This is a genomic window from Nevskia ramosa DSM 11499, assembly GCF_000420645.1.
In the GTDB taxonomy this organism is placed as follows: domain Bacteria; phylum Pseudomonadota; class Gammaproteobacteria; order Nevskiales; family Nevskiaceae; genus Nevskia; species Nevskia ramosa.
This window is the reverse complement of record NZ_ATVI01000011.1, coordinates 153454-178413: the sequence shown is the minus strand read 5'-3', so window position 1 is coordinate 178413 and position 24960 is coordinate 153454. Positions and strand designations below refer to the sequence as shown.

Sequence of the window (24960 nt, the reverse complement as noted above, 5' to 3'; positions counted from 1 at the left end):
GTCAACCTTCTGCCGGGGTGCGCTTATTGTCACGCAGGTACTTCTGGTACTTCACCGACGACTTCAGCATATGAATTCGTCCTCCGACCACAAACCCGTCAAGTTGATGCTGCAACGTGTAAGCCGAAAGATCAGACATCGTGTTGATGAAACCCTTGCTCTTGAAATTCAGAGATGTATTGCATAAGACTCCATAGCCTGTTAGCGCCTTGAACGCATTCAGCAACTCGAACAGCGGACGGTTGGTCAGCGCAGACACGGTTTGAATGCGCGCAGTCTGGTTCACATGGGTTACCGCTGCCAGAGCATCAGTGGTGGCTCGATAGGTATAAAGCATGAACGGGCTTGGGAGATTGCATCCAAACCACTTTCCGGCATCCTCCTCCAAGCAGACGGGAGCAATCGGACGGAACTGCTCTCGCTGCTTGATGACGTTCAGCCGCTCTCTGGTGGTGGCTTTAAAGGGCGCGGCCAGGATGGAGCGATTGCCAAGAGCGCGCGGTCCGATCTCATATCGGCCGTTCGCCCACCCCAAGATCAAGTCATTGGCCAACATGTCGGCAATGGTCGCTATGTTCGGCTCCCACTCGTCGAAGTGGGCGGCATCCACAGCTTCGTCGGCCAAAAAATGTAGTCCGGAGTAAACATCCCACGCGACCTTGGGATTGCCGGTGAAATGGAACTGTGCGTCGATAGCGGTACCAATCGCAGATCCTGAGTCGTTCACGACTGGAGGGACGAACACGTCGGAAAAAAAACCTGACTCTCTCCACTTCGTATTCCAGTCGCAATTCAGGCCGCATCCTCCCGCAATCAGCAGCGGCATACCCCGTTTCAAATTTTCTTTAGCGAACCGATGAAAGCGGTCGAATAGGCGATCACTGAAGATGCCTGCGAAGTTGCGGAACTCCGGATCGTCCAGCCCCACGTTGTAGTGCCTCAACTCTTTCAAGGCTTCACACTGACTGGGCTTAAGATGCTGGCAATCCTGTAATAAGAAGGAAGTAATTCTCTCTTCCTCGTCCGAGGGATGGCTTCTCGTCGAAAAAGAAGCGAGCGCCATCAATTTCCCGGCATCAGAAAGACGGGAGAACTCGGCGGTGCTTTTGTCGAAACTCGGATCTGCCAACGCGTAGAGCATGGCGTAGCGATGGCCAGGCTCTGGCATGACATCGCCGATCTTCGTCACGTTCAGCTCCGCATCGATCTCGTAGAACGCTCCGATGACACCCTCCCAAAGCAGCACGTAGCAGGGAGTTCCCTGCGGCAGGTTTGACATCCCGAATGCGCATAGAATGTGAGAGCGTTCGTGGGACGATGAGAAGAAGTCGACGGTCTTACCCAACAGGCGCTTCTTGCTGACAACTACGTGATGGTTGTGGCTGCCTCGGTAGTCAGCTACGGCGTGCTGCGCGCGCGGGGAGTCGCCGGGCCACCAACCTCCTCTACACAGCACGTCGGGAATGGTATTAAGTTCGGCGAGCGCGTCGAAGGCATCGGGGATAGTTAGCGATGAATGCCGGTACCTTGAACCCTTCTCGGCCTCAATAGAAAACACCAAGCGGCCGTCCTCCACATACGCAAATGCGCCGTCGTGCCCAGGGTTGTAAGAGAGTATCTTCATGTTGCAACTTCGCAGGAAAATGACCTGTCCGGGGTGGAACGAGCCTCATCTTGATGCTCCAGCACCAATGGGCCGTGCGCTCTCACGAGAATCGACTGCACATGGGTCGTGGCCGGGAGCAGGTGGGTACTAAGTTTCCCTGCAAGCTGAGTGGATTGAGAGGGCCAAGTGTTGACATGCAATTTCATCGGCAAGTGGGGAATCGGGGTTGGATCCCAAAGTACACGCCGATGGACAAGCCGGTTATCTACCCACCATCGGATCTCGTACGAGGTCCATTCGATGGCATATCGATGCATACCCTTCGAAGCGTCGAAGCCCAACTCGATGTGGCTTGGAGCGCCTCTGTAGCCGTAGTCGAACTGAGCGCCTTCATTGCCTGGGTTGTAGAAGACATTGACGAGGAGGCGGGTCGGCATGTTGCCGGCAATTTCGATGTCAATCTCCTGATGCGGTAAGTTACGGTGGAGAAAGAACCCAGTGATTACCCCTGGCACGTTAGACGCCTGGAAGGTTGACTCAAACCTTCCGAAAAGATAACGGGCACGGCTGCTTAGGGCGCCTGCGCTGTACTGGCGAACGCCAAGCGCTTCTCGTCGAACGTGAAATTCTGCGCCTTTGGTGTCGAACTCGACGTTCAGCGGACGGAACAACGCCATATTGCCTGGGAAGGTGTCGGTCCTTGCAGACCAGCGTAGTGGGTCGAGGCGCTCCAAGCGATCTTCGAAATCGACCCACTGTCTCTCGCTCTCATGGGTCGCGGGCACGACACGAACGCCTATCCAGCTGCGGTGACCAGACTCCACGACCCAAGGAGACCGATCCCGCTCAGGCGCCGCGCGCTTGCGAGCAAGGCCAGGCTGCAGGTCTGCCTCGAGGGTATGCCGTTGCCCCAGGTCGTCCAATTTTGGGAACGAGCCTGAAGGTGGCGCGCACCTAAGGTGCTCACAAAGGATTCGCCAAGAATCGAGGTTGCCCGAATCAAGGACAACAACATCCGCGCCTTCGAGGCCGACAGGAAGACTCCAGGCGCTTTGGGTAGGGGCATCGCCTTGAGGGGCTGTCACGATGAACTTAGCTTGAGGATAGCCACGTCGCAGATCCCTGACCATCGATTCCAGACATCCCACGTTGACGTACGCATTGAAGATCCGGTCGACACTGCCTTCGCGGAGCCGCTGCAACTCCAGCGATGGCAGCATATTCAGATCACTGCAGCATCGATACCCGAGCATCGACAGCGCCATTGCGAGGGAAGATTGGCCCGAGTTTTCTGGCCCAAAGGAAAAAACAGGTAACTGAGTCGGGCGTATGTTGAACAGGGAAGCGCCCTCGCTGTTGATCGCGCCAATCATGGAGAGGGTGGGAAGAATCGAGTACGAGTTTGTAGACGGGGCGTCTCTTCTCTGAAGGACGAGGGACCGCCTGGTTGCTCGCACGTTCAGCACGTTGAACTGGTGATTGATCCAGAGATCGATCGGGCCGCGACAAGGAAGTAAACGTAGAAGTTTTTGTGCGCCTTGTCGGGAGAGTATGTACCCGGACAAGTACCATAACCCGCGTACAGGCCGGAACACATGGCTCGACACAAACGTTTTTGGAGCCCCATGCGTCACTTCCATATAGGACACATAAAGGACGTCGAAGCTTTCGTGGTTTCTGCTCTCCATCGCAACATCGTTCCAGGCCTGGTCCAGATGGCGAGCAAGACTGGGATGAAACCAAACGTCGTCTTCAAGGATGAGAGCATGTTCTTGCATGCCCTGAGCAACTCGCCTCCAAACGTCAATGTGTGATTTGGCGACCGCCACCTCGGCCCTGCTCATTCGGATCGGTACATCAAGCTCGTACCGGGTGGGAAGTGCCCGCGGTTGAGGTTCCACAAAAAGTTGATCTGCCAGCGTGTAATAGGGGTCAACGTCAGCGTCTTTGGGCGGATCCTGCGAAAAATCCCGCGCATCCACGGCGGCATGCCGCTCCGTGAGGCTGAGAAGATCATTGCCAGACCTATCCAATATGCGTCCAAGCTCTTGCTTGACGCTGGACCAACGGGCCGGCTCGCGGTCGAGGTTGATTACGTAGATTTTTTCAATCGTCTGACCGTTCGACGTTCGTTTAGCGCCGAATGCTCGCGACGTTTGCACCGGAAGCATCTTCCGGAGGCCGTGCGCCAAGCGTAATACCAGACGAAGTGCGGCCAGGGGTGGACGTGCTAAATTCACTGGGCGCCTAAAAGCGAAGATGCACGGTACGCCTGCTGATTGGACAGCCTCCAGTTCCTCGAGTCGTTGCGGTAGCTAAGTGGCCACTGGCTCGTCGATGTCAGTTCCCAATCGGGCGCGACCACCATCGCATCAGGCGAGCATCCTTCGTTGAGCACTTCGAACACCGACCGGGTGAGGTTACCAGGGCCCGTCGTAGCCTGGACTTCGGGCAACCCTCTCGCTAGCTCCGCTTCAAGGGATACGGTGGCGTTCAATAACGCTCTTTTAATAATAGGATGATGGCGAGACGCGATCAGAGGCGTGGTGTTGAAGTAGAAGATCCATCCCGGCTGGTTGGCCCCTGGCTCAGTAAAAATCGACGGCGCCACCATTTGAGACGTTGCAACGTCGTAACAGAACGGCTGCAGCTTCAGACGGCCGTCCACAAATAGTTGGTCGATCGGCGTGCCGTGGTAGACATCGTCGGCATCGATATAAAACCCCCCTTCCGCGAACACGTACGAGTAGCGAAAGTAGTCCGACATCATTGATGGGTGGTAGCACCTGTTAAAGGCTTTCTCATGGCGATCCCCTAAGCGGCTTCGGATGAATTCTCTCGCAGAACTCTCATCGAACACCTCTAACACAAACCCGAACCGCTCGAGTCGTTTCCACGAGTCCATGCAGGTTTTGACGTCTTCTGGCAAACGCCGCAGATCGTTCCAAAACTGCACGATGCGCTTTGGAGTAGGAATGGACCACGTCGTCGAGTCGAGCGTCAAGCCGTCACGGCGCTGCACCATGTCGCGCACGAAGTTAGAGCGCGCGCGGTCGGCTGGTCCCAGTGGATCGGCTTCGACGGCTTGGTTCAGATTTCTAGTTTCGCTCATTCTACGTTTGCCTCTTTGACGTGGTGTTGGTCATTATCAATAACCCGGATGCGCCAATGTGACCAAGGCTACCAAGCTCAAGGATCGGATCGACCGACTGCTTCCACTGCTTGGCGGTCCTTGACCCTCTTGAGCGCCGTAGTTGGCAAAGGGGCAAACGCGGCCGCTTAGAGCCGCAGCGCGACCGACCGCTTCTGGCACAGACATGACCATCAAAGGGCGGTCTCAGGAGGCTGGAAGGACAGCCCGGCATTTCGGATAGGTGCTGCAACCATAAAACGCCTGGCCGGCATTGGCTCCTTGCTTGGCAATTCTGCGAGTCATCTGTGATCCGCATTTTGGGCAGATTGGTGAAGTGGTATTCGATGCCTCGGCTGGCTTTAAGGCGGGGGCCGCCGCTGTGGGAGACGTTGGTACGGCGGCTTGCTTCGACCGCAGAAGTTGGTTCGCATCAACCAGTTCGATGTTCCTGCCTGCCGCGAAAGCGTGGGCGTCGGGCGTGAACGGTCCGATTGATACGACATAACCGCCAGTCGCTCCACGTGCTGCGATGAGACCGAACAGCTCACGAACTACGCTGACGCCGACCTGCGTTGCGCGCCATTGCTTGCACTGGATCAGGTAAGTCTCCGAGCCCTTGCTGGCAACAACGTCCACGCCGCCATCCGCACCGTCAGGGGTGAAGCGAACCGAGTAGCCGAGACGCTCGAAGTGCGCGCCGACCAGTTGCTCGAATTCCTTCCAGGTTAGTTGGGCAAGCGGCGCGACAGTGGTTCTGGCTTCGGCATCCGCCAGCAATTTTGTTCTGCGGCGCTTGCCGACCCAGGAAATCAGGGCGGCGAAGACGCATGCGGCCGGCGCCATCAGCTGCATGAACATGCCCAGCGTGCGCGCCATCATTGGCCCGTAGGCGGCACCGAGTCCGGAGACGGTCGTCGGCTTCGGCAGCTCGATCTGGGCGAGTTGGTGAAAGCCGAGCCAGGAGACGAAGGCCAGGATCAGGCAAGCCTGCCAAGGGAGGCGCGACAGGATTTCTACCCAGTCGTCGAATGCGGATTTTCCTTTGCGGCGTGGCATTGGCAGTTCAAGTTAACGGCGGTGTCATGCCGGCCCCAAAACTAGATGCCACCGGCTCCTGATCTCCACCTTAAGCTAAACGCATCTGTGCTCATACTGAACCTAGCGGAAACAGAGCTGCTTAGGTTGCCGTGCTTGCGGCACCGTCAGTCAGTTTCGGTGGGTATGTCGGCAACTTCGACGCTGGAGCGAGCCTCAGCTAGCTACCCCGAGTGATGTGGCGGCAATATTCCATCCGGACTACTGTGCGATCGCCGTGAAATTCAGAACGTCAGAGAAAACCATGCCCGCACACCGCTGGGGACGTACCGATATTCCGTTGTTCGAACAGACCATCGGCGACTACTTCGAGGCCACGGTCCAGCGCTTTGCCGATCGCGAAGCCCTGGTGATGCCGCACCAGCAGATTCGCTGGACCTATCGGCAACTTAACGAGCAGGTGGACCGCGTGGCGCGGGGCCTGCTGGCGCGGGGTTATGCCAAGGGCGCGCGGATCGGGGTGTGGGCGCCGAATCTGGTCGAGTGGGTGCTGATGCAGCACGCCACTGCCAAGCTCGGCGTGATTCAGGTCAACATCAATCCGGCCTACCGTGCGCACGAGATGGCGCATGCGCTGCGCCAGTCCGGCTGCAGGGGGATTCTCGCTGCGCGCAGTTTCAAGACCAGCAACTATCGAGCGATGCTTGATGAGGTACGCGGCGAATGTCCGGCGCTGCGCGATCTGATCTTCATCGACGAGCCAGGCGAGCCTGGAGACTGGGCGCAGCTGCTGGCGGATGCGGAGCAAGTACCTCAGGCCGATCTCGTCGCGCACATGAAGACGTTGACGCCGAACGATCCGATCAACATCCAGTACACCTCGGGCACCACCGGCACGCCGAAAGGCGCGACCTTGAGCCATCGCAACATTCTCAACAACGCTTATTTCGGCGGTGTGATCATGGGCTTCACCGAGGAGGATCGTCACTGCGTGCCGGTGCCGTTCTATCACTGCGCGGGCATGGTGATGGGCACGCTGATGTGCGCCGCGCATGGCGCCACCCTGGTGGTGCCGGCGGCCAGCTTTGATCCGGGTGAAACCCTTGCGGCGATCGAGCGAGAACGCTGCACGTCCTGCATGTGCGTGCCGACCATGCACATCGCCATGCTCGCGCATCCGAGCTTTGCGAGCTCCGACAAATCCAGCCTGCGCACCGGTGCCATCGGCGGCTCGCCGTGCCCGGTGGAAGTGATGAAACGCCTGGTCGACGATTTCCACATGCCGGAGCTGACCATCATCTACGGCATGACCGAAACCTCGCCGGTGTCGACGCAGACGGCGCGCGATGACGCCCTCGACAAGCGCGTGGGAACGGTTGGAAGAGTTCATCCACATGTCGAGATCCGCATCGCCAATCCGGATACCGGTGAGACCTGCGGCTATGGGGAAACCGGCGAGTTCCAGACCCGCGGCTACTCGGTGATGCTCGGTTACTGGAATGACGACAAGCGAACCCGCGAAGCCATCACGCCGGAAGGCTGGATGCGCACCGGCGATCTCGCGACGATGGATGAGCAGGGCTATGTGAACATTGTCGGCCGCACCAAGGACATGATCATTCGCGGTGGCGAGAACGTGTATCCGAGGGAGATCGAAGAATTCCTCTACTCGCACCCGGACATTCTCGACGTGCAGATCATCGGCGTGCCGGACGAGAAGTATGGCGAGGAAGTGATGGCCAGCGTGATCATGAAAGCTGGCCGTCCACCGCTCATGCTCGATGCGCTCCGAGCGTTCTGCAAGGACCGGCTGGCGCACTACAAGATCCCGCGCTACCTGGACGTGGTCCGCGAATACCCGATGACCGTCAGCGGCAAGGTGCGCAAGGTGGAGATGCGAGCGCAGGCGGTGCAGAAGCTGGGTCTCGAAAAGGCGGCTGCTGTTCAGACCGCTTGAAGCCCTTGCCGGGCTGGAGTGGAGCGCTCAGGACTTCGCTTTCTTCGAAGTCTTCGATTTGCTTGAACGATTGAGGGCCACTGCCTCGAGGATGAGCGCCCTGAAGGCGGACGCGTCCACTTCCTCTCTTTCGTGGATGTCGATCGCACGGCGCACGTTGCCGTCGAGACTCGAATTGAAGAGCTGGTTCGGGTCCTTCAGGGACGCGCCCTTGGCGAAGGTGAGCTTCACCTTGTCCTTGTAGGACTCGCCGGTGCAGATGATGCCGTCATGCGACCAGACCGGAGTGCCCATCCACTTCCACTCCTCGACGACTTCCGGGTCCGCTTCCTGAATGAGCTTGCGGATGGTGCCGAGTGTTACCCCGCGCCAGTCACCGAGTTCGGCGATCCGTTTCGAAATGAGTTCCGATGCCGTCGGGCCCTGGCTCGCGTCCGAAGTTTTCATGTGCGTATCCTGAAAGACAGAGCGGTCAAGCAATCAGAACGACGCCGAAGAACGTCGTATTGCTCGGCATAACCGTAGCCGATTCGGCACTGACTTGGCTCGCTTTCGCCCGTGAAGCTGCGCTTCTCGCGGGCCATGCTTGCGACCATTGCCAAGCGCGGCCGCGAGCCGCCTTTCGACGCCAGCGCCAGATCGCTGTCAGACTGCCGAGCGGTCCGACAGGGATCGGATTCTGCAGCGATAAAGGGACAGAACCGTGGCAATGGATGGCGCGAATGAAGGCGCGGGAATCTCGCGCGCAGTGCAGTTGCGCAAGGCGCCGGCGCCTGCTGACCATGCTCCGCTGATCCTTCATCCGTTCCGTGGCGTGATGCTGGTAGCTGCCGCCGTGCTGCTGTTCGCATGCATGGACACGACGACCAAGTACCTGACGGCAGACTTCGCGCCGCCGATCGTCATCGCCGTGCGCTACACCGTGCAATGCCTGCTGATGGTGCTGCTGCTGACGCCCAGCCACGGCCGCCGTCTCGTCCAGACCCGGAGAACCGGTCTGGTGATTCTGCGGGGAGCCTGTCTGGCGCTGGCCTCGCTGGCGATGGCAGTCGCCTTCAATCGCCTGCCGATCGCCGAGGCCACGGCGATCGTGTTCCTGTCACCCCTGCTGGTGGTGCTGCTCTCCGGGTTCACTTTGGGGGAGCGCGTTGGCAGCGTGGGGATTGCCGCTGCGATCGGGGGTTTCATCGGCGTGGTGCTGATCGCACGTCCGGGCAGCGGGCTCGATTCCCTGGGCGTCCTGTGCGCCTTGTGCGGAGCGGTCCTGATTGCGACTTATCAGCTCCTGTCCCGCGTGCTGGCGCGAACCGAGGGCACGGTGGCCATGCTGTTCTATACGGCGCTGTTGGGCATGGCGATCTATGGGCTGGTGTTCCCCTGGTTCTGGGAAGGCCGGATGCCGAGCCTCATGCAGGCTCTGCTGCTGGTCAGCACCGGCATCACCGGCGGCCTGGGACACTTCCTGTTCACGGCGGCTCATCGTCATGCACCCGCGTCGGTGCTCGCTCCGGTGATGTATGTCCAGCTGATGTGGGCGTCCCTGCTTGGCTGGCTGGTGTTCAGTCACGTGCCTGCGCAGATCAGCATCATCGGCATGTGCGTGGTCGCTGTATCAGGTGCAGCGGTTGCGCTGCATTCCCGTTCGACGCGAGTCGTACCGGCCGTTGTCACGACACCTGCGGACCCGTCCTGACGAGAGCGGGAATCACGCTCTGGAGTCAGCGGTTCTCTGGCTGATGCGGAAGATCACGAACTCCGCAGGGCGGCTTGCCGCGACACCGATCAGGCAAACCATGCGGCCGTTGTCGAGATCGTTCTGGGTCATCGTCGAGCGGTCGCATCGCACGAAAAACGCTTCCTCGGGCTTGGTGCCGAGCAGGGCGCCGTCGCGCCACTGCCCGAAGAGAAAGTCCTGGATCGTGCTCCTGATGTTGGCCCACAGGCGCTCGCCATTCGGCTCGAACACCGCCCACTGCGTGGACTTGTCGATCGAGTGTTCGAGGTAGATGAACAGACGGCGCAGGTTCACGTACTTCCATTCGGGGTCCGAGCTCAAGCTGCGGGCGCCCCATACACGGTAGCCGCGGCCTTCGAAGAAGCGCAGGCAGTTCACGCCCTCGGGGTTAAGCACGTCCTGCTGCGCCTTGTTGATGTCGACCTCGAAGCGGGTGATGCCGCGCACCACTTCGTTGGCCGGTGCCTTGTGCACACCACGCTCGATGTCGCTGCGCGCATAGATGCCGGCTATGAAACCTGACGGCGGCAGCAGCAGCTTGGGCGGCGGCAGGCCCGGTGCCGGCCGAGACAACGGATCGACGATCTCGACCCAGGGGTGATAGAGCGCGGCGTAACTGCTGTCGAACTTGCTGCGAAAGCTGCGCACCTCGGACAACGAGCTATGCAGTGCGGCGTCGACCACAGCGATGCGGTAGCGATGTTGCTCTGCGTGGCTGACGAGATGTCGGGCAACGGCCTGCACGTCTTCCGGTGTCGGCATGGCGCCGCCATCGGGCATCGCGACGATGGCGATGTCGTCGACTGCGGCCAGTGCTTCGAGGCCGGTAGCCTGATCGCCTGCCACGCCATGGAATTCATCGGGGCTGGGCAATGCACCATCGATCCCGCCAGCGAGCCGCTTGCCGGCCGACTGCAATCCGATCGCGAGTGCGGCTGCCGCAAAACGGTCGCTGCCAGGTGAGCACTCCAGACTGACCGTGGCGTTGTCGTCTTCGGGATCGTCGGCCGCCAGCAGTTTGCCGATGTAACGGCGCTGGTCCGGATGCGTGGCGAGTTGATCGTAAGTGTCGACGCGGCCATCGGGCGCGGTCACGATCACGCGCAGTTCCACCAGCGACAGCTGCGAGCCTGCGGCTATCGGCACAGGTGCACCGCTGCTGGCGACGAAGCTCTGCTTGCCGTTCGAATCCATCTCGACAACGCGCAGCGTGCTCGCCACCAGCGGCATATTGCCGATGGGAAACGCGCTGCCGGAAGCGGTGACTTCGAGCACCGCACCGGCGAGCACGTTCTTCGCCTGAACGCCCCAGGCCTGTTTGCCAAGGCCATCGTAGGGATATTCGAACGCGATGTTCTTACCGCGCACCGCTTGCACCTCGACCAGAACGTTGCCATCCGCACCGGGCCATCGCGCGCGCCACGTTGCACTGCCAGCGGTAGTGGCTACGGCCAGGCTCGCGATGCATTCCTTGACCGTCCTGCCAGCCGCCGGTGCGTAGACGCGCGACACGTAAAGCCGACTGCCGCCGTTGCCGAAGAACGCGCGCACTGCGTGGGCGAGATAGGCGATACGCACAGCGCCGGCAAGGTCCAGCGGAGCCACGCCGCCGTAGACACGCTCGAATTCGGCCCAGGACGTGACTAGCCGCGGCTGCGTCTTGCCGGGTCCATTCGGATAGGCGACGGGCCCGAAGCGAGTGAGGCCAGCAAAGCCGGCGGTGCTGGTCGGCACGCCCTCGATCGCCTTGGCGCGAAAGCTGGTTTCCTCAACGTAGACGCCGGGCGCCTTGTATTCGGGCATTGCCTGTCCCCTGCTTCGGTTCAGCGCGCAGTATCAGTGATCGGCAGCAGGGCCCAGGCCTGCTCGGTGGTTGCCGGCAGCGGCAGGTCCAGCGCCAACGCCGGCAGCAGCAGGCGATCGTTGCGGACATAGCCCGCGATGACTCGGGCCGGATCATCGATCAGGCGACGATAGCGGCGACGGTGGTTGCGGAAGTGGTCGCGGCTGAGGATCGCGCCATTGGCGGCATTCGCTTGCTTCAGCAGCACTCGATCCGCCGGGATGCCGGATGGCACTTCGAAGGCGAGCCCATCGAGCTGGATCAGTTTTGCGTAAGCCGCGGCATCGACCTTCAGCTGATAACGCGCGCTGGCATCGAAGCACAGCAACGCGTCATGGCCCGCGGCGAGCAGGCCCGCGATCAGCGTGATCGGCAGCCGCAGCGAGGGTGGCTGGCCGCACCAGTAGGCGACGTTCAGCGCATCGACGAACAGCGGTCGCTGGCCGCCATCGTCAGGCGGAACGGTTTCAGGACCGGAAGGCAGCAGCGGGATGTCGACGGGCATGGATCAGCATTGTGCCCGCCCGCCGCAGATGCAGCGGTTACTGCGTGAAGCGATGGCCGCTTACGACTGAAGTGCTTCCTTGCTGTGCCGCGCCTGCCGCTGCGAGCGCTGCAGCGCAACGAACTCCAGCATCCCCAGCACCATCATGCCGCCGAGGATGACCGAAGGATGGGTGCTCAGTTTTCTAACCATGCCAGTCATGTGAGTGTCCTCCTTGCCGTGAATGCGGCTTCTCGTTGATGAGAGAGCCAGTTCAAGGGCGGACCGTAGTCGCTGACGGTGACGCTGGTATTGCAGCGCCATGACAATCGCGAATGTAGATCGTAGATGTCTAAGCAATGACACATTTGCGACGTATCGTGCCGGAATCATCCATCCGTACGCCCAGTCCACAGCCCTTCAGTGACCTTCGCCGAAATACCGCAGCTCGTCGAGCTGCAGAGCCTGATCGAGGAAGGCCACCCGCAGCTTCAGGCGCGCATCGTCTGCGAAGTGCAGGCCGGGCAGCGCCGGTTTCCGATTCATGCGCTGACCCTGGGCAATCCGTCTCCGGACGTACCGGCGGTCGGTTTCTTCGGCGGCGTGCATGGTCTGGAGCGGATCGGCGCCGATGTGGTGATCGCCTATCTGCGCAGCCTGGTGAAGCGTCTGCATTGGGATAGCGTGCTGCACGAGCAGTTGCAGGGCGTGCGTCTGATCTTCATGCCGCTGGTCAATCCCGGCGGTTTGTCGCTGGGTACGCGCGCCAATCCGAATGGGATCGATCTGATGCGCAATGCGCCGGTGGACGCGGTCGAGCCGGTGCCGTTCATGATCGGCGGCCAACGTTACAGCCGTGGTCTTCCCTGGTATCGCGGCGAGCCCGGTGTGCCGATGGAAGCCGAAGGTGCGGCGCTGTGCGCGTTCGTCGAAGAGGAACTGCTGAGCCGACGCTTCAGCCTGGCAGTGGACTGCCATTCCGGCTTCGGCAGCGATGACCGCATCTGGTTTCCCTACGCGCACACCACTCGGCCGATCCAGCATCTGCCGGAAATCCACGCGCTGCAGACCATCTTCGAGCAGACCCACGCCTATCACCGCTACGTCTTCGAGCCGCAGAGCCAGCAGTACCTGACCCATGGCGATCTTTGGGATTACCTCTATCTGCGTGCTCAAACGCAAGGCGAGAAAGTCTTCCTGCCGCTGACTCTGGAGATGGGCTCCTGGCTGTGGATCAAGAAGAACCCGCGGCAGGCGTTCTCGCGCCTCGGCATCTTCAATCCGCTGATCAATCATCGCCAACAGCGGGTCATGCGCCGGCACATCGCGCTGCTCGATTTTCTGGCTCGCGCCGGTAGCGGCTGTCAGCGCTGGCTGCCGGCGACCGATGCGGCGCGCGAACATCATTTGAGTGCCGCGATGACCCGCTGGTATCGCGGCATGCCATGAGCGACGCAAGCACCTGGGTCTTGCTGCGCGGCCTGATGCGCGATAGCCGTCACTGGGGCGATTTCCCGCAGGCCTTTGCCCGCGAGATGCCCGGTGCCCGCATCGAGCTGCTGGACTTCCCCGGCAATGGCGCACTCAACGAACAGACCAGCGCCAGCAGCGTCGACGCGATGGCCGACTACTGCCGCGCTGAACTGCAGCGCCGCGGCCTCAAGCCGCCGTATCGGTTGCTGGCGATGTCGCTGGGCGCGATGGCCGCCAGCTCATGGGCGAGCCGCCATCCGCAGGAGCTGGATGCCTGCGTACTGATCAATACCAGCCTGCGGCCGTTCAGCCCGCCGCACTGGCGGCTGCGCCCGACGGTCTGGCCGGATGTCTTGCGTCTGGCTCTGCGGCCGCCGTCGGTGCGAGCGATCGAGCGGACGATCCTGCGCCTCACCAGCCGTCTGGTGCGCGATCCGGAATCCTTGCTGGACGACTGGACCCAGTGGCGCCTGAGCCATCCAGTGTCCCGCGCCAACGCGCTGCGGCAGTTGCTGGCCGCCGCGAAATATCGTGCACCGCTGCAGGCGCCGGCGACGCGACTGTTGATCCTCAACAGCGCATGCGATGCGCTGGTCGACAGCCGTTGCTCGCAGCGCCTGGCCCAGCGCTGGGACTGCGAGATCGCGGTTCATCCGCGTGCCGGGCATGATCTGCCGCTTGATGATGGTGCCTGGGTGATCGAGCAGATTCGTCGCTGGATTTAAGCAGGCTTCGGAGCGTTTCCAAATCAACGAGACACCTAAATTCCCGTCATGCCCGCGCAGGCGGGCATCCAGTTCTGGCCGTAGCGTACCGCATCAAGACTGGATTCCCGCCTACGCGGGAATGACAAGCAAGTATAGAAATTGAAGGAAGCTGCCCTCGCAACGCGCCCAAAAAAGAAGCCGGCCCTGAGGCCGGCTTCTGAAGATTGCAGCGACTGCTTTTTCTGTGTCAGTCGCTGTTGATCAGCGCAGGTTCAGCGGCTGATCGAGCTTGAGCAGGATGAATTCCGAATCGTCCGCCTGGCTGCTGCCGACATGGCGGCCGACGCTGAACGGGAAGTTGTTGTCGTTGATCACGCCGATCCGGTTCTGGTCGATCACCACCACGTCTTCGATGGTCGTGAACGGGAACGAGAACGGGTTGCCGAGGCCGATATCGCCCGGCTGTCCTGGCAGCGAGATGCCGGCCGGATCGGCGATGTTCTGCAGATCGACCAGCGGCGCCTTGATCACGTCGGCACCGTCGACAGTGCTCAGGCGGATACGGTTGATCGCCTTGTAACCGGCCGTATTGCCCTGGCTGCCATCGCGTTCGATGACCAGACCTTCGCCCAGCGCATTGAACAGCACGAAGTCGCCGATGTTGGTGCCGCGGGCGTCAAGCGGGTAGTAGTTGCGCCGGCCGGTATAGCGCTTGGCGGCCAGGTTGAATTCGCTGATCTGCAGGCGACGCTGATCGGCACCCACCAGCGGCCGTTCCAGCATCGGGTACAGCACAGTGCCCGCCGTGTTGATCGCCATGCCTTCGAAGCCGCCGCTGCCGGCCGCACGGAACGGCGCGGTGGCGATCGTCGAGCGATACGGCCAGTACAGGCCGGCCATCCAGGGCGTGTTGCTGCCGTTCGCTTCCGGTTGCAGGTTGGTGCCGTCATCGGAATCGCCGAGGCGCGTCTGATCGGTGATCACCGGGAAATCGCCGAACAGGAACACCGTGCGGATTTCCGGCACCGCCTCCTGCACCAGCAGCAGGGTGCGGAAGTCGAAGCTCTGGATATCGGTGCGCGCCTGCATCCTGCGACGCACCACCACCTCGGCCAGCGAGCGGGCCATCACTTCCGGCGCGAAGGTGCGGTCCTTGTAGACGTTGCCGAGCGCATCACGATCCGAGCGCGGGTTGAGCTTGGTCTCGATGTTGAAGCGAACCTTGCGCGCGGTCGCCAGTTTCTGCGCGGCGCCGGTCAGGAAGCGGCCGGGGCCGACGCTGTAGTACTGCGCGTAGAAATCGACGAAGTCATAGAGCTGATTGACGGTCGGCACGATGTACGGATCGAGCAGCCGGCGGCTGGCGGCGAAGGCGGTGGCGACCGGCGACAGCGCGCGATCGTTCTGCTGGGTCGGGCCGCGGAACAGCTTGTCGCAGATGAACTGGGACTGGATGTCGGCGACGTTCAGGCTGCGGATCAGCACTTCGTTGGCGGTGGTGTACGGCGCGCCATCGGCACGGCGGCACTTGCCGGCTTCGATGTACGGGTCGTGGAACAGCACGGCGACCTTGTCGAGGCTGACGCCGGTGTCGGTCTCCAGCGTGGTCATCAGGTTGTCGAGCGCCACTTCCATCGCCGGCAGCGTGTTTTCCGGACGCAGATCGCGGCCGCCGCGATGGCCCTGGATGTCGAACTTGGCAACGTCCGGCAGGCCATCGGCACCGAGGTAGTCGCCCGGCGTGCCGTCGCCATTGGCGTCGAATTCGCGTACCGCCTGCAGCAGCAGATCGGGGCGATCGGAGATCAGGCCGCTGACGTTCTTGGCCATCAGCGACAGCATCGTCGCCTTGTCGTCGACCGTGTATGGCACCACCGGAAAGCCGGCGGCGCGCAGCAGGGCGATGTCGTGGATATCGCTGGCCGCCGGTGCCAGATCGGCCGGCGAGTTGCTGCCGCGGGCATAGCTGGCATTCGGGTTGGAGCCCGGGAATTTCAGTTCCGGAAAGTACGGCGAGAACACCGGCGTCTTGGTCCCGCCATGCGCAAAGGCATTGGCGCGCACCGCGTTCATGATGCGGACGGCGGCGGTTTCCTCGTTGTACGGATTCTGCGGCGCGCGCACTTCGCGGCCGGGGTTGTCGAAATCCGGCAGTGCGATCGGTGCTTCGAGCACCTTGCCGGTCGCGTCGGTGTGGAGCAGGAACGGGCCGAATTCGTCGCCGAACCACAGCGAACCATCCGGCGCGCGCTGCATCGATTCGATGTCGAAATCGGCACCAGTCAGCACGCGCGCTTCGGAGAAGTGGTTGACGATCGCGAACGGGATGCGGCGATCCGGATCGCGCAGTTCGATGTTGCCGAGCACGTCGATGGTGCCGGCGCCGCCCTTGGCGGTTTCGAGGTTGGTTCGCACGGTATAGACGCGCAGGTTGAAGTCCGCCGAGGTCTGCAAGCTGCCGTAGCCGTTGTCCGGCATCACGTTGAACGTGCCGTCGGCATTGCGCAGCACCGCCGAGAAACCCTGCACTGGCTGGCGGTTCAAGAACGGCGGCGTGATGCCGTTGATCGGCGCGCTGCCGATGTACTGGCCGGAGGTCGGCCCGGCGGAGAAGGTGAGGGCGGGCAATACGGCGCGGCCTTCGAGCGTCGTCGCCGCAGCCGCGTGGGTGCTGACCAACACGGCGGCAATCGCCGCCAGCCTGAATCCCTTATCGATGTTCATGACCATGTTCTGACTCCCCAAGCAGGATCGAATGAGGGGGCATGGTGGCCAGCGGAGGTGTCGTTGCCGTGGCGGGCAGATAACGCGACTGTGAAGGTGGATGGCTCGAAATCACGCCATCGCGCAGGAGTGGCACAACAGTAAGCAACATTGTTTTCAGCGACCTGTGGCCGAAGTCAGGCTTGACGTGTCACCTTTGCGCCCGCGCGATCAGCCCGCATCGCCAGAAACAATTCAGATTGCCGTACTCGGAGAAGCCGCATGATTCCTTTCTCGATCCAGGTTTTCGTCTTCAAGATCTTTCAGTTCCTGCTGAAGTGGTCGACCAAGCTGCTGACCTTCCGCACGCCGGAACTGTTCAGCGGCCCCGGTTCCTCGCTGCAGCTCTGCGATCACATCGCCAAGCGCACCGGCGTCAAGAACCTGCTGATCGTCACCGACGGCATGCTGGTCAAGCTCGGCCTGCTTAAAGCCATGCAGGACCGCTTGACCGAGCTGGGTGTGCGTTACGTCGTCTATGACGGCGTGCTGCCGAACCCGACGATCGATCAGATCGAAACCGGCCTGGCGATGCTCAAGCGCGAAGGCTGCACGGCGATCCTGGCGATCGGCGGCGGTTCCTCGATCGATGCCGCGAAAGTGATCGCGGCGCGCGCGCGCAATCCGCACAAGATCGTCCACATGGCCGGCCTGATGCGGGTGTTCTTCAAGCCGATGCCGCTGTACGCGGTGCCGACCACCGCCGGCACCGGTTCGGAAGTGACGATCGCCGCCGTGGTGTCGGATCCATCGACCACCCGCAAGTTCGCGATCATGGACCCGAAGCTGGTGCCGATCGGCGCCGCGCTCGATGGCGCGCTGATGACCGGCCTGCCGGCGCACATCACTGCCGCCACCGGCATGGATGCGCTGACCCACGCGGTGGAGGCCTATATCTCGCGCAACCACACGCCGATGACCGACGCCGAAGCGCTCGATGCGACGCGGCTGATCATGCAGAACCTGCCGACCGCGGTGACCGACGGCGGCAACATCGAAGCGCGCCAGAACATGGCCGTGGCCTCGTTCAAGGCCGGTGTCGCGTTCACCACCGCCGGTGTCGGCTACGTGCACGCGATCGCCCACAACTTCGGTGCCTACTACCACATGCCCCACGGCCTCGCGAACGCCGTGGTGCTGCCGCGGGTGCTCGATTTCTCGAAGCCGGAATGCATTCCACGCCTCGCCAAACTGGCCGAGGTCAGCGGCCTGAAGCACGGCGGCGAAAGCGAGACGCAGCTTGCCGATGCCTTCATCGCCCATGTCCGCAAGCTCAACGCCGACTTTGGCATCCCGACTCAGGTCGAGAAATTGAAGGCTTCGGATATCCCCGCGATCACTGGCAAGGCACTCAGCGAAGCGCACTGGACGTACGCCGTGCCGCGATACATGGACAATAGCGATTGTCAGGCCTTCATCCGCCAGATGCTGCCGTGATCTGAACCGGTCCGCGCAGCCCCAGAAAAATCAAGAAGGCGTCATCCATCGGGGAGCGTTGTGAGATCTTTTCAGTTCAAGTGGGCCGCGATTCTGCTGATCGGTGCATTGACGGCCTGTACAGGAAGCAGTGAACCCGTAGTCGGCGATGGCGATGGCGATGGCGGCGGCGAAACGCCATCGGTACCGAGCGGCAGCATCGATCCGGTCAGCGGCTACCTGATTACCGACGCGCCGATCGGCAGCAGCACGGTCAGTGACGGCGTCGGCGTGATCCGGGTGGCTGACGGCACCACGGCGACCTCGATGAGCCTCGACGTCAATGGCCGCCAGCGGCGCTACGTGGTGATGCGACCGACGGTGTCCTCCAGCAATGCGCCGGTGCTGATCCTGCTGCATCCCTCGCTAACTGCGCCGGAATCGATGGCGAATCTGACCCGGGTCTCCGAATACGTGCTGACCCAGGGTTTCTGGGCCGTGATGCCGGAAGCGATCGGCGGCAGCTGGCAGGACGATCCATCCGGCCTGGGTGATCAGGACGTGCCGTTCATCTCGGCGCTGATCGACAAGCTGGTGGCCGATGGCGGCGTCGATGCTCGCCGTTTCTACGCGGCCGGCTTTTCTAGCGGCGGTTTCATGGCCGAGCGCCTGGCCTGCGATCTGTCCGACAAGATCGCCGCGTTCGGCATCGTTTCAGCGGCGCTGCGGTCCAGCCAGGCGGCGGTCTGCTTCCCGGCGAAGCAGCGCGCGAAAGTCTATTTCCTCGGCACCGCCGATCTGATCGTCCCGTACAACGGGCTGCTCGGTCAGTTCGACAACGGGGTGAGATCGGCCGCCAGCACCCTCGATTTCTGGACCGCGCAGCAGCACTGCAACGGCGAAGTGCTGACCACCCCGATTCCGGATGCCGAGCGCGACGGCACCACCGTCGAACTGCAGGAACGGACCGGCTGCACGGCCGGCACCCAGCTGCAGCTCTACACCCTGACCGGCGGCGGTCACGCCTGGCCGGGGGGTGAGTCGACCATCTTCGGCGTCACTTCCCAGGACATCGCCGCCACCGGCCTGATCTGGCGCTTCGTCAACGGCTACCGTCGCTGAGCCCGCAGGAAAGCCCGCAGGAAAGCCCGAAGAAATGACCATCGAAACCCTGCACGAAGGCCGCTTCCTGCGCCTGCTCCGCAATGACACCTGGGAGTACGTGTCACGGCCGCATGCGCGCGGTGCCGCGTTCATCGCTGCGCGGACCGATGACGGTGAACTGGTGCTGGTCGAGCAGTACCGGGTGCCCTTGCAGTCGGCCTGCATCGAACTGCCGGCCGGTATCGTCGGCGACGAAGCCGCGTTCGCCGACGAGGATTTCGAAGCCGCCGCACTGCGTGAACTGGAGGAGGAAACCGGCTACCGCGCCGGAAAGATCCAGCACATCCTGACCGGCCCGACCGCGCCCGGCATGTCCTCCGAGCTGCTGCATTTCTACGTTGCGACGCGGCTCGAGCGCATCCATGACGGCGGCGGTGTGGAAGGCGAGAACATCACCGTGCATCGGGTGCCGATCGTTTCGATCCAGCCCTGGCTCGCTGCCCAGGCGGCAGCCGGCAAGCGCATCGATCCGCGGGTTTATGTCGGCCTGTGGTTCCTGGCCCAGACGCCGGCTTGATCATGTGGATCCGGCGAAGGGCATCATTCACGTCAAATCGATACGGTGCCCGCCGATGAACACGTTCCGGATGTCTGTTGCCTGCTTGCTGCTCGCCGGTCTCGGCGGCTGCGCCGCGTCGCGGCCGGTGCTGTACCCGAACCAGACCCTGAACCAGAGCGGCAAGGCCGCCGGCGACGCCGCGATCCAGGATTGCCGGCGCAAGGCGGATGCGGCGAATGTCGATGATCCGCAGGCGGGTGCGGTGGCGAAATCGACCGGCGTCGGCGCTGCCGTCGGTGCCGCGACCGGTGCGGCTGTGGGTGCGGTGCTCGGCAATGCCGGACGCGGTGCGGCAGCCGGTGCGGCCGGTGGTGGCGCGCAGGGTCTGATCAGCGGCATGTTCAGCTCGTCCGGGCCAAGCCCGCTGTACAAGTCCTATGTCGACCGTTGCTTGCGCGATCAGGGCTATGAAGTTCTAGGCTGGAAATAGCCAAGCCGTCCATCCAGCTTGCCGCAGCGCGCTCGCTGGCCTATCGTCGCGCCAACAAGCTGGGGGTGCCGGCGGTGGCGATCATCTGATCGACGCGGCGGGCTGAGAGCAAACCCTTGGAACCTGGCCGCGGCCTCCTGACGTTATCGGAGCCCGGCGTAGGGAAGGCTTGCGGCCTGCCGCGCATTTGCGCGTGCTGCCGCGTCTTCCCGTCGATATGACCGAGGAAGACTCATGAGTGCCGTCCCGAAATCCGCAGTCGATGCGCTGACCCAGACCCGCGCCGATGAACTGAGCGCCGAGGTTCGCGAGCCGTTCGCCAAGAGCCGCAAGGTCTATGTCGAAGGCTCACGTCCGGACATCCGGGTGCCGATGCGCGAAATCATCCAGACGCCGACTAGGCTGCACAACAGCAAGGAAGGCGATGCGGGCGAAGTCGCCAATCCGCCGCTCACCGTCTACGACACCGCCGGTCCGTACACCGATCCGGAGGTCCGCATCGATCTGATGAAGGGCCTGGAGCCGCTGCGCGCGAACTGGATTGCCGAGCGCAACGACACCGAGGAACTGAAAGGTCCGACCTCGATCTTCGGCCGCATCCGCGCCGCCGACGACAAGACCGCAGCCTTGCGCTTCAGTCATATCCGCAAGCCGTTGCGCGCGAAGAAGGGTGCCAACGTCAGCCAGATGCACTACGCGCGTCAGGGCATCATCACGCCGGAAATGGAGTTCGTCGCCATCCGCGAGAACATCCGCGTGCAGGAGCTGCACGACAGCTACCAGGCCGCCGGTTACCTGAAGCGCCACGCCGGCCAGAGCTTCGGCGCCAGCATTCCGGAAGTGATCACGCCGGAATTCGTCCGCAGCGAAATCGCCCGCGGCCGCGCCATCATCCCGGCCAACATCAACCACCCGGAACTGGAGCCGATGATCATCGGCCGCAACTTCCTGGTGAAGATCAACGCCAACATCGGCAACTCGGCGGTCACCTCGTCGATCTCCGAGGAAGTCGAGAAGATGGTCTGGTCGACGCGCTGGGGCGGCGACACGGTGATGGATCTGTCCACCGGCAAGAACATCCACGAAACCCGCGAGTGGATCATCCGCAACTCGCCAGTGCCGATCGGCACGGTGCCGATCTACCAGGCGCTGGAGAAGGTCAATGGCAAGGCCGAAGACCTGACCTGGGAAATCTTCCGCGACACCTTGATCGAACAAGCCGAGCAGGGCGTCGACTACTTCACGATCCACGCCGGTGTGCGCCTGCAGTACATCCCGCTGACCGCCGAGCGGGTCACCGGCATCGTCAGCCGCGGAGGTTCGATCCTCGCCAAGTGGTGCCTCGCGCATCACCAGGAAAACTTCCTGTACACGCATTTCGAAGACATCTGCGAAATCATGAAGGCCTACGACGTGTCGTTCAGCCTCGGCGACGGCCTGCGTCCTGGCTCGATCGCCGATGCCAATGACGCGGCCCAGTTCGGCGAACTGGAAACGCTCGGCGAGCTGACCCAGATCGCCTGGAAGCACGACGTGCAGGTGATGATCGAAGGCCCCGGCCACGTGCCGATGCACCTGATCAAGGAGAACATGGAGAAGCAGTTGAAAGACTGCGACGAAGCGCCGTTCTACACACTCGGGCCGCTGACCACCGACATCGCTCCGGGCTATGACCACATCACCTCGGGCATCGGCGCGGCGATGATCGGCTGGTTCGGCACCGCGATGCTCTGCTACGTCACGCCGAAGGAGCATCTGGGCCTGCCGGACAAGAACGATGTCCGCGTCGGCATCGTCACCTACAAGATCGCCGCTCACGCCGCCGACCTCGCCAAGGGCCATCCGGCGGCGCAGGTGCGCGACAACGCCTTGAGCAAGGCGCGCTTCGAATTCCGCTGGGAAGACCAGTTCAATCTCGGCCTCGATCCCGAGAAAGCCAAGGAATTCCACGATGAAACCCTGCCGCAGGAAGGGGCCAAGCTCGCTCATTTCTGCTCGATGTGCGGCCCGCACTTCTGTTCGATGAAGATCACCCAGGACGTGCGTGACTACGCGGCCCAGCAGAAGCTCGACGCCGCCGACGCCCTGGCACATGGCATGGCCGACAAGGCCGCCGAGTTCAAGGCGGCGGGGGCGGAGGTTTATCGGCGGGAGTGAGGCAAGACATCGCAAGAGCGGCATTTTGATTGTCTTGTGACGACTTTATTGAAAAAGTCGTCACAAGAATTCACCATGTGAGCTCATGTGATGACTTGAGCGATCGCGATGGACTCCCGGCTTGGGCGCTATCAGCTATGCAACACGACGGGAGAAAGCTATCGCGCTTTCATCCCGCCGCCGTTGCCGCCGCAACCCTCACTCGCTTTCGATACCGAACTGCTGGCGCTGCTCGAAGAGGCCAATCGCCTGCTCGGCCGGCTGGATGGCCTGGCCAGCGCGCTGCCGGATCCGCAACTGCTGCTCTACCAGTACGTGCGCAAGGAAGCCGTGCTGTCGTCGCAGATCGAAGGCACGCAGTCATCGCTCTCCGATCTGCTGATCCACGAACTGGACGAAGCGCCAGGCGTGCCAGAAGACGACGTCGAGGAAGTGTCCTGCTATGTCCGGGCGCTGAATCACGGGCTGGATCGTCTCAACACGCTGCCGTTGTCCTTGCGCCTGCTACGGGAAATGCACGCGGTGCTGCTGGCCAGCGGTCGCGGAGCGACGAAGCAGCCGGGAGAATTCCGACGCAGCCAGAACTGGCTGGGTGGAACCCGGCCCGGCAATGCGGTGTTCGTGCCGCCGCCGCCCGAACAGCTGATGGACTGTCTCGGCTCGTTCGAGACCTTCCTGCATGACCCGCAGACCCCGCCGCTGATCAAGGCCGCGCTCGCACACGTGCAGTTCGAGACCATTCACCCGTTCCTGGATGGCAATGGTCGTCTCGGTCGTCTGCTGATCGCCCTGCTGCTGGTTGAAGCCAGAGTGCTGCAGTACCCGCTGCTGTACCTGAGCCTGCACTTCAAGACCAATCGCAGCGAGTATTACGACCGACTCAGCCGCGTGCGGACGCATGGCGACTGGGAGGGCTGGCTGCGCTTTTTCCTGCGCGGCGTCGTCAACACCGCCGCCGAAGCCTGCGATACCGCCCGCCAGATCGTTGCCCTGTTCGATGCCGATCGCGCCCGCCTGCCGGCGTTGGGACGGATGTCCGCTACCGCGCTGGCACTGCACCGGCATCTCCGCACCCGGCCGGTCACCAACGCCGTGCACGCGACGGCGGCCATCGGTATCGCCCGGTCCAGCGTGCTGACCGCTTTCGCCCGGCTGACCGAACTCGGCCTGGTCCGCGAAATGACCGGCTACCGCCGCAATCGCGTATTCGCCTACGACGCCTATCTGCGCCTGCTGACGCGCGATACCGAACCGCTGCCCCACTAATTCATCCGTCCCAGGAGCCCTTTCGTGACCACCAGCATCCAGCCCTTCCACCTGTCCATCTCCGAATCCCAACTCGTCGACCTGCGCCGCCGTCTGGAGCTGACGCGCTGGCCTGATCCGGAGACGGTCGGCGACTGGTCGCAGGGCGTGCCGCTGGAGCAGGCGAAGGCGCTGGTCGAGCACTGGCTGACGAAGTACGACTGGCGGCGCTGCGAAGCGATGCTGAACGGGCTTGGCCAGTTCACCACCGAGATCGATGGCGTGGCGATCCACTTCCTGCATGTGCGCTCGAAGCACGAGAACGCGATGCCGATGATCATGACTCACGGCTGGCCGGGTTCGGTGATCGAGTTCCACAAGGTGATCGGCCCGCTGACCGATCCGACCGCCCACGGCGGCAAGGCCGAGGATGCGTTCCATCTGGTCATTCCCTCGTTGCCCGGCTACGGCTTTTCCGGCAAGCCGCCGAAAGCGGGCTGGGGAGTGCAGAAGATCGCCAGCGTCTGGGCCGAGCTGATGAGCCGGCTCGGTTACAGCCGCTATGTCGCCCAGGGCGGTGACTGGGGCTCGCTGGTGACCACCAATCTCGGCGCGCTGCGGCCCGAGGGGCTGGCGGCGATCCACGTCAATATGCCGGTGGTGTTGCCGGCCGATCTCGGCAACAAATTCAGCACCGAGGAAGCAGCGATGCTCGGCGCGCTGCAGCACTACGATCGCTGGGATTCCGGCTACTCGAAGCAGCAGTCGACGCGGCCGCAGACGGTGGGCTACGGACTGGCCGATTCGCCGTCCGGCCAGGCGATGTGGATCTACGAGAAGTTCTGGAAGTGGATGGATTGCAACGGCGATCCGCTGAGCGTGCTGGCGGCCGACGAGATCCTCGACAACGTCATGTTGTACTGGCTGAGCAATAGCGCCGCATCGTCGGCCCGCCTGTACTGGGAGAGCTATCACGACGGTTTCATCGCCGTGCAGCTCGCGCTGCCGGTGGGCTGCAGCATCTTCGCCAGGGAGATCTACCGCGCGCCGCGCAGCTGGGCCGAGCGCTGCATGTCGAGCCTGATCTACTGGAACGAGGTTCCGAAGGGCGGCCACTTCGCGGCGTTCGAGCAGCCGGGGTTGTTCGTCAATGAACTGCGCAACTGTTTCCGGCTGGTGCGCTAGCGCGGTATTTGGCCGCGGCGCTGATCGCGGGCCGCGATGTATGGGAAAATCGCGCCCGTCCCGGCCGT

General features: G+C 62.5%; 20 protein-coding genes. 11 read left to right on the top strand and 9 right to left on the bottom strand.

Translation table 11 applies throughout. The features are described 5' to 3' along the window. Position 1 precedes the first annotated feature (1 nt). The 4 genes from G513_RS24050 to G513_RS0118535 form a co-directional block, all read right to left on the bottom strand. A complete protein-coding gene (locus G513_RS24050) occupies positions 2-1624 on the bottom strand; it encodes a carbamoyltransferase C-terminal domain-containing protein (RefSeq protein ID WP_022978366.1) in 1623 nt (540 codons plus the stop codon). Further along, entirely contained in the window at positions 1621-3768 is a 2148-nt protein-coding gene (locus G513_RS0118545) for a family 16 glycosylhydrolase (protein ID WP_169560694.1), read from the bottom strand. Before G513_RS0118545 ends, G513_RS24050 begins: the two co-directional genes overlap by 4 nt. Before the next feature lie 74 nt (positions 3769-3842). Beyond that, positions 3843-4718, bottom strand: a complete 876-nt coding sequence (locus tag G513_RS0118540) for a glycosyltransferase family 32 protein (protein WP_022978364.1) — start codon at positions 4716-4718, stop codon at positions 3843-3845. A 225-nt stretch (positions 4719-4943) separates the two neighbouring features. After that, complete coding sequence (locus G513_RS0118535; RefSeq protein WP_028475741.1) at positions 4944-5795, bottom strand: restriction endonuclease; 852 nt, start codon at positions 5793-5795, stop codon at positions 4944-4946. 283 nt (positions 5796-6078) lie between these two features. Between G513_RS0118535 and G513_RS0118530 the strand changes: the two genes are divergently transcribed. Beyond that, positions 6079-7731: an AMP-binding protein gene (locus G513_RS0118530; RefSeq protein ID WP_022978363.1), complete on the top strand. Its 1653-nt coding sequence runs from the start codon at positions 6079-6081 to the stop codon at positions 7729-7731. Positions 7732-7758: 27 nt separating this feature from the next. On the opposite strand, the gene G513_RS0118525 is transcribed toward G513_RS0118530, so the two are convergent. Continuing rightward, complete coding sequence (locus tag G513_RS0118525; protein ID WP_022978362.1) at positions 7759-8178, bottom strand: DUF1801 domain-containing protein; 420 nt, start codon at positions 8176-8178, stop codon at positions 7759-7761. Between the two features lie 262 nt (positions 8179-8440). On the opposite strand from G513_RS0118525, the gene G513_RS0118520 reads away from it, so the two are divergent. Beyond that, entirely contained in the window at positions 8441-9424 is a 984-nt protein-coding gene (locus G513_RS0118520) for a DMT family transporter (protein WP_022978361.1), read from the top strand. 12 nt (positions 9425-9436) lie between these two features. Here the strand turns inward: G513_RS0118520 and G513_RS0118515 are convergent, their stop codons facing one another. Genes G513_RS0118515 through G513_RS25990 form a run of 3 tightly spaced genes read right to left on the bottom strand, consistent with a single transcriptional unit; the run spans position 9437 to position 12117 of the window. Continuing rightward, positions 9437-11269: a phage tail sheath subtilisin-like domain-containing protein gene (locus tag G513_RS0118515; protein WP_022978360.1), complete on the bottom strand. Its 1833-nt coding sequence runs from the start codon at positions 11267-11269 to the stop codon at positions 9437-9439. Positions 11270-11289: 20 nt separating this feature from the next. Next, the gene (locus G513_RS0118510; protein WP_022978359.1) at positions 11290-11814 is read right to left on the bottom strand and encodes an NYN domain-containing protein; all 525 of its coding nucleotides are present in this window, start codon (positions 11812-11814) and stop codon (positions 11290-11292) included. A gap of 60 nt (positions 11815-11874) precedes the next feature. Continuing rightward, on the bottom strand, positions 11875-12117 hold the full coding sequence (locus G513_RS25990; protein WP_022978358.1) for a hypothetical protein: 243 nt from the start codon (positions 12115-12117) through the stop codon (positions 11875-11877). A gap of 99 nt (positions 12118-12216) precedes the next feature. Between G513_RS25990 and G513_RS24045 the strand changes: the two genes are divergently transcribed. After that, a complete protein-coding gene (locus G513_RS24045) occupies positions 12217-13242 on the top strand; it encodes a M14 family zinc carboxypeptidase (RefSeq protein WP_022978357.1) in 1026 nt (341 codons plus the stop codon). After that, positions 13239-13991 (top strand): alpha/beta fold hydrolase, encoded by a 753-nt coding sequence (locus tag G513_RS0118495; RefSeq protein ID WP_022978356.1) that lies wholly within the window; start codon positions 13239-13241, stop codon positions 13989-13991. The genes G513_RS24045 and G513_RS0118495 overlap by 4 nt, the downstream gene beginning before the upstream one ends. A gap of 243 nt (positions 13992-14234) precedes the next feature. Here the strand turns inward: G513_RS0118495 and G513_RS0118490 are convergent, their stop codons facing one another. After that, on the bottom strand, positions 14235-16697 hold the full coding sequence (locus G513_RS0118490; protein WP_051144504.1) for an esterase-like activity of phytase family protein: 2463 nt from the start codon (positions 16695-16697) through the stop codon (positions 14235-14237). 261 nt (positions 16698-16958) lie between these two features. Between G513_RS0118490 and G513_RS0118485 the strand changes: the two genes are divergently transcribed. The 7 genes from G513_RS0118485 to G513_RS0118455 all read left to right on the top strand — a co-directional run bounded on the left by G513_RS0118485 (position 16959) and on the right by G513_RS0118455 (position 24892). Then, a complete protein-coding gene (locus G513_RS0118485; protein WP_022978354.1) occupies positions 16959-18173 on the top strand; it encodes an iron-containing alcohol dehydrogenase in 1215 nt (404 codons plus the stop codon). A gap of 60 nt (positions 18174-18233) precedes the next feature. Next, positions 18234-19274, top strand: coding sequence for a CE1 family esterase (locus G513_RS0118480; protein ID WP_022978353.1), 1041 nt, complete (start codon positions 18234-18236; stop codon positions 19272-19274). A gap of 34 nt (positions 19275-19308) precedes the next feature. Continuing rightward, on the top strand, positions 19309-19833 hold the full coding sequence (locus G513_RS0118475) for an NUDIX hydrolase (RefSeq protein ID WP_022978352.1): 525 nt from the start codon (positions 19309-19311) through the stop codon (positions 19831-19833). A 55-nt stretch (positions 19834-19888) separates the two neighbouring features. Then, complete coding sequence (locus tag G513_RS0118470) at positions 19889-20305, top strand: glycine zipper family protein (RefSeq protein WP_022978351.1); 417 nt, start codon at positions 19889-19891, stop codon at positions 20303-20305. Positions 20306-20539: 234 nt separating this feature from the next. Beyond that, on the top strand, positions 20540-22462 hold the full coding sequence (gene thiC / locus G513_RS0118465) for a phosphomethylpyrimidine synthase ThiC (RefSeq protein WP_022978350.1): 1923 nt from the start codon (positions 20540-20542) through the stop codon (positions 22460-22462). A gap of 108 nt (positions 22463-22570) precedes the next feature. After that, on the top strand, positions 22571-23728 hold the full coding sequence (locus G513_RS0118460) for a Fic family protein (protein WP_022978349.1): 1158 nt from the start codon (positions 22571-22573) through the stop codon (positions 23726-23728). Positions 23729-23731: 3 nt separating this feature from the next. After that, positions 23732-24892, top strand: a complete 1161-nt coding sequence (locus G513_RS0118455; RefSeq protein ID WP_436197945.1) for an epoxide hydrolase family protein — start codon at positions 23732-23734, stop codon at positions 24890-24892. The last annotated feature ends 68 nt before the right edge of the window (positions 24893-24960 follow it).

What these genes read in the sequence shown, in the direction of transcription:
- G513_RS24050 (WP_022978366.1), bottom strand. Translation starts at nt 1,624, where the DNA reads ATGAAGATACTCTCTTACAACCCTGGGCACGACGGCGCATTTGCGTAT.
- G513_RS0118540 (WP_022978364.1), bottom strand. Translation starts at nt 4,718, where the DNA reads ATGAGCGAAACTAGAAATCTGAACCAAGCCGTCGAAGCCGATCCACTG.
- G513_RS0118535 (WP_028475741.1), bottom strand. Translation starts at nt 5,795, where the DNA reads ATGCCACGCCGCAAAGGAAAATCCGCATTCGACGACTGGGTAGAAATC.
- G513_RS0118530 (WP_022978363.1), top strand. Translation starts at nt 6,079, where the DNA reads ATGCCCGCACACCGCTGGGGACGTACCGATATTCCGTTGTTCGAACAG.
- G513_RS0118525 (WP_022978362.1), bottom strand. Translation starts at nt 8,178, where the DNA reads ATGAAAACTTCGGACGCGAGCCAGGGCCCGACGGCATCGGAACTCATT.
- G513_RS0118520 (WP_022978361.1), top strand. Translation starts at nt 8,441, where the DNA reads ATGGATGGCGCGAATGAAGGCGCGGGAATCTCGCGCGCAGTGCAGTTG.
- G513_RS0118515 (WP_022978360.1), bottom strand. Translation starts at nt 11,269, where the DNA reads ATGCCCGAATACAAGGCGCCCGGCGTCTACGTTGAGGAAACCAGCTTT.
- G513_RS0118510 (WP_022978359.1), bottom strand. Translation starts at nt 11,814, where the DNA reads ATGCCCGTCGACATCCCGCTGCTGCCTTCCGGTCCTGAAACCGTTCCG.
- G513_RS25990 (WP_022978358.1), bottom strand. Translation starts at nt 12,117, where the DNA reads ATGGCGCTGCAATACCAGCGTCACCGTCAGCGACTACGGTCCGCCCTT.
- G513_RS0118495 (WP_022978356.1), top strand. Translation starts at nt 13,239, where the DNA reads ATGAGCGACGCAAGCACCTGGGTCTTGCTGCGCGGCCTGATGCGCGAT.
- G513_RS0118490 (WP_051144504.1), bottom strand. Translation starts at nt 16,697, where the DNA reads ATGAACATCGATAAGGGATTCAGGCTGGCGGCGATTGCCGCCGTGTTG.
- G513_RS0118485 (WP_022978354.1), top strand. Translation starts at nt 16,959, where the DNA reads ATGATTCCTTTCTCGATCCAGGTTTTCGTCTTCAAGATCTTTCAGTTC.
- G513_RS0118475 (WP_022978352.1), top strand. Translation starts at nt 19,309, where the DNA reads ATGACCATCGAAACCCTGCACGAAGGCCGCTTCCTGCGCCTGCTCCGC.
- G513_RS0118470 (WP_022978351.1), top strand. Translation starts at nt 19,889, where the DNA reads ATGAACACGTTCCGGATGTCTGTTGCCTGCTTGCTGCTCGCCGGTCTC.
- thiC (WP_022978350.1), top strand. Translation starts at nt 20,540, where the DNA reads ATGAGTGCCGTCCCGAAATCCGCAGTCGATGCGCTGACCCAGACCCGC.
- G513_RS0118460 (WP_022978349.1), top strand. Translation starts at nt 22,571, where the DNA reads ATGGACTCCCGGCTTGGGCGCTATCAGCTATGCAACACGACGGGAGAA.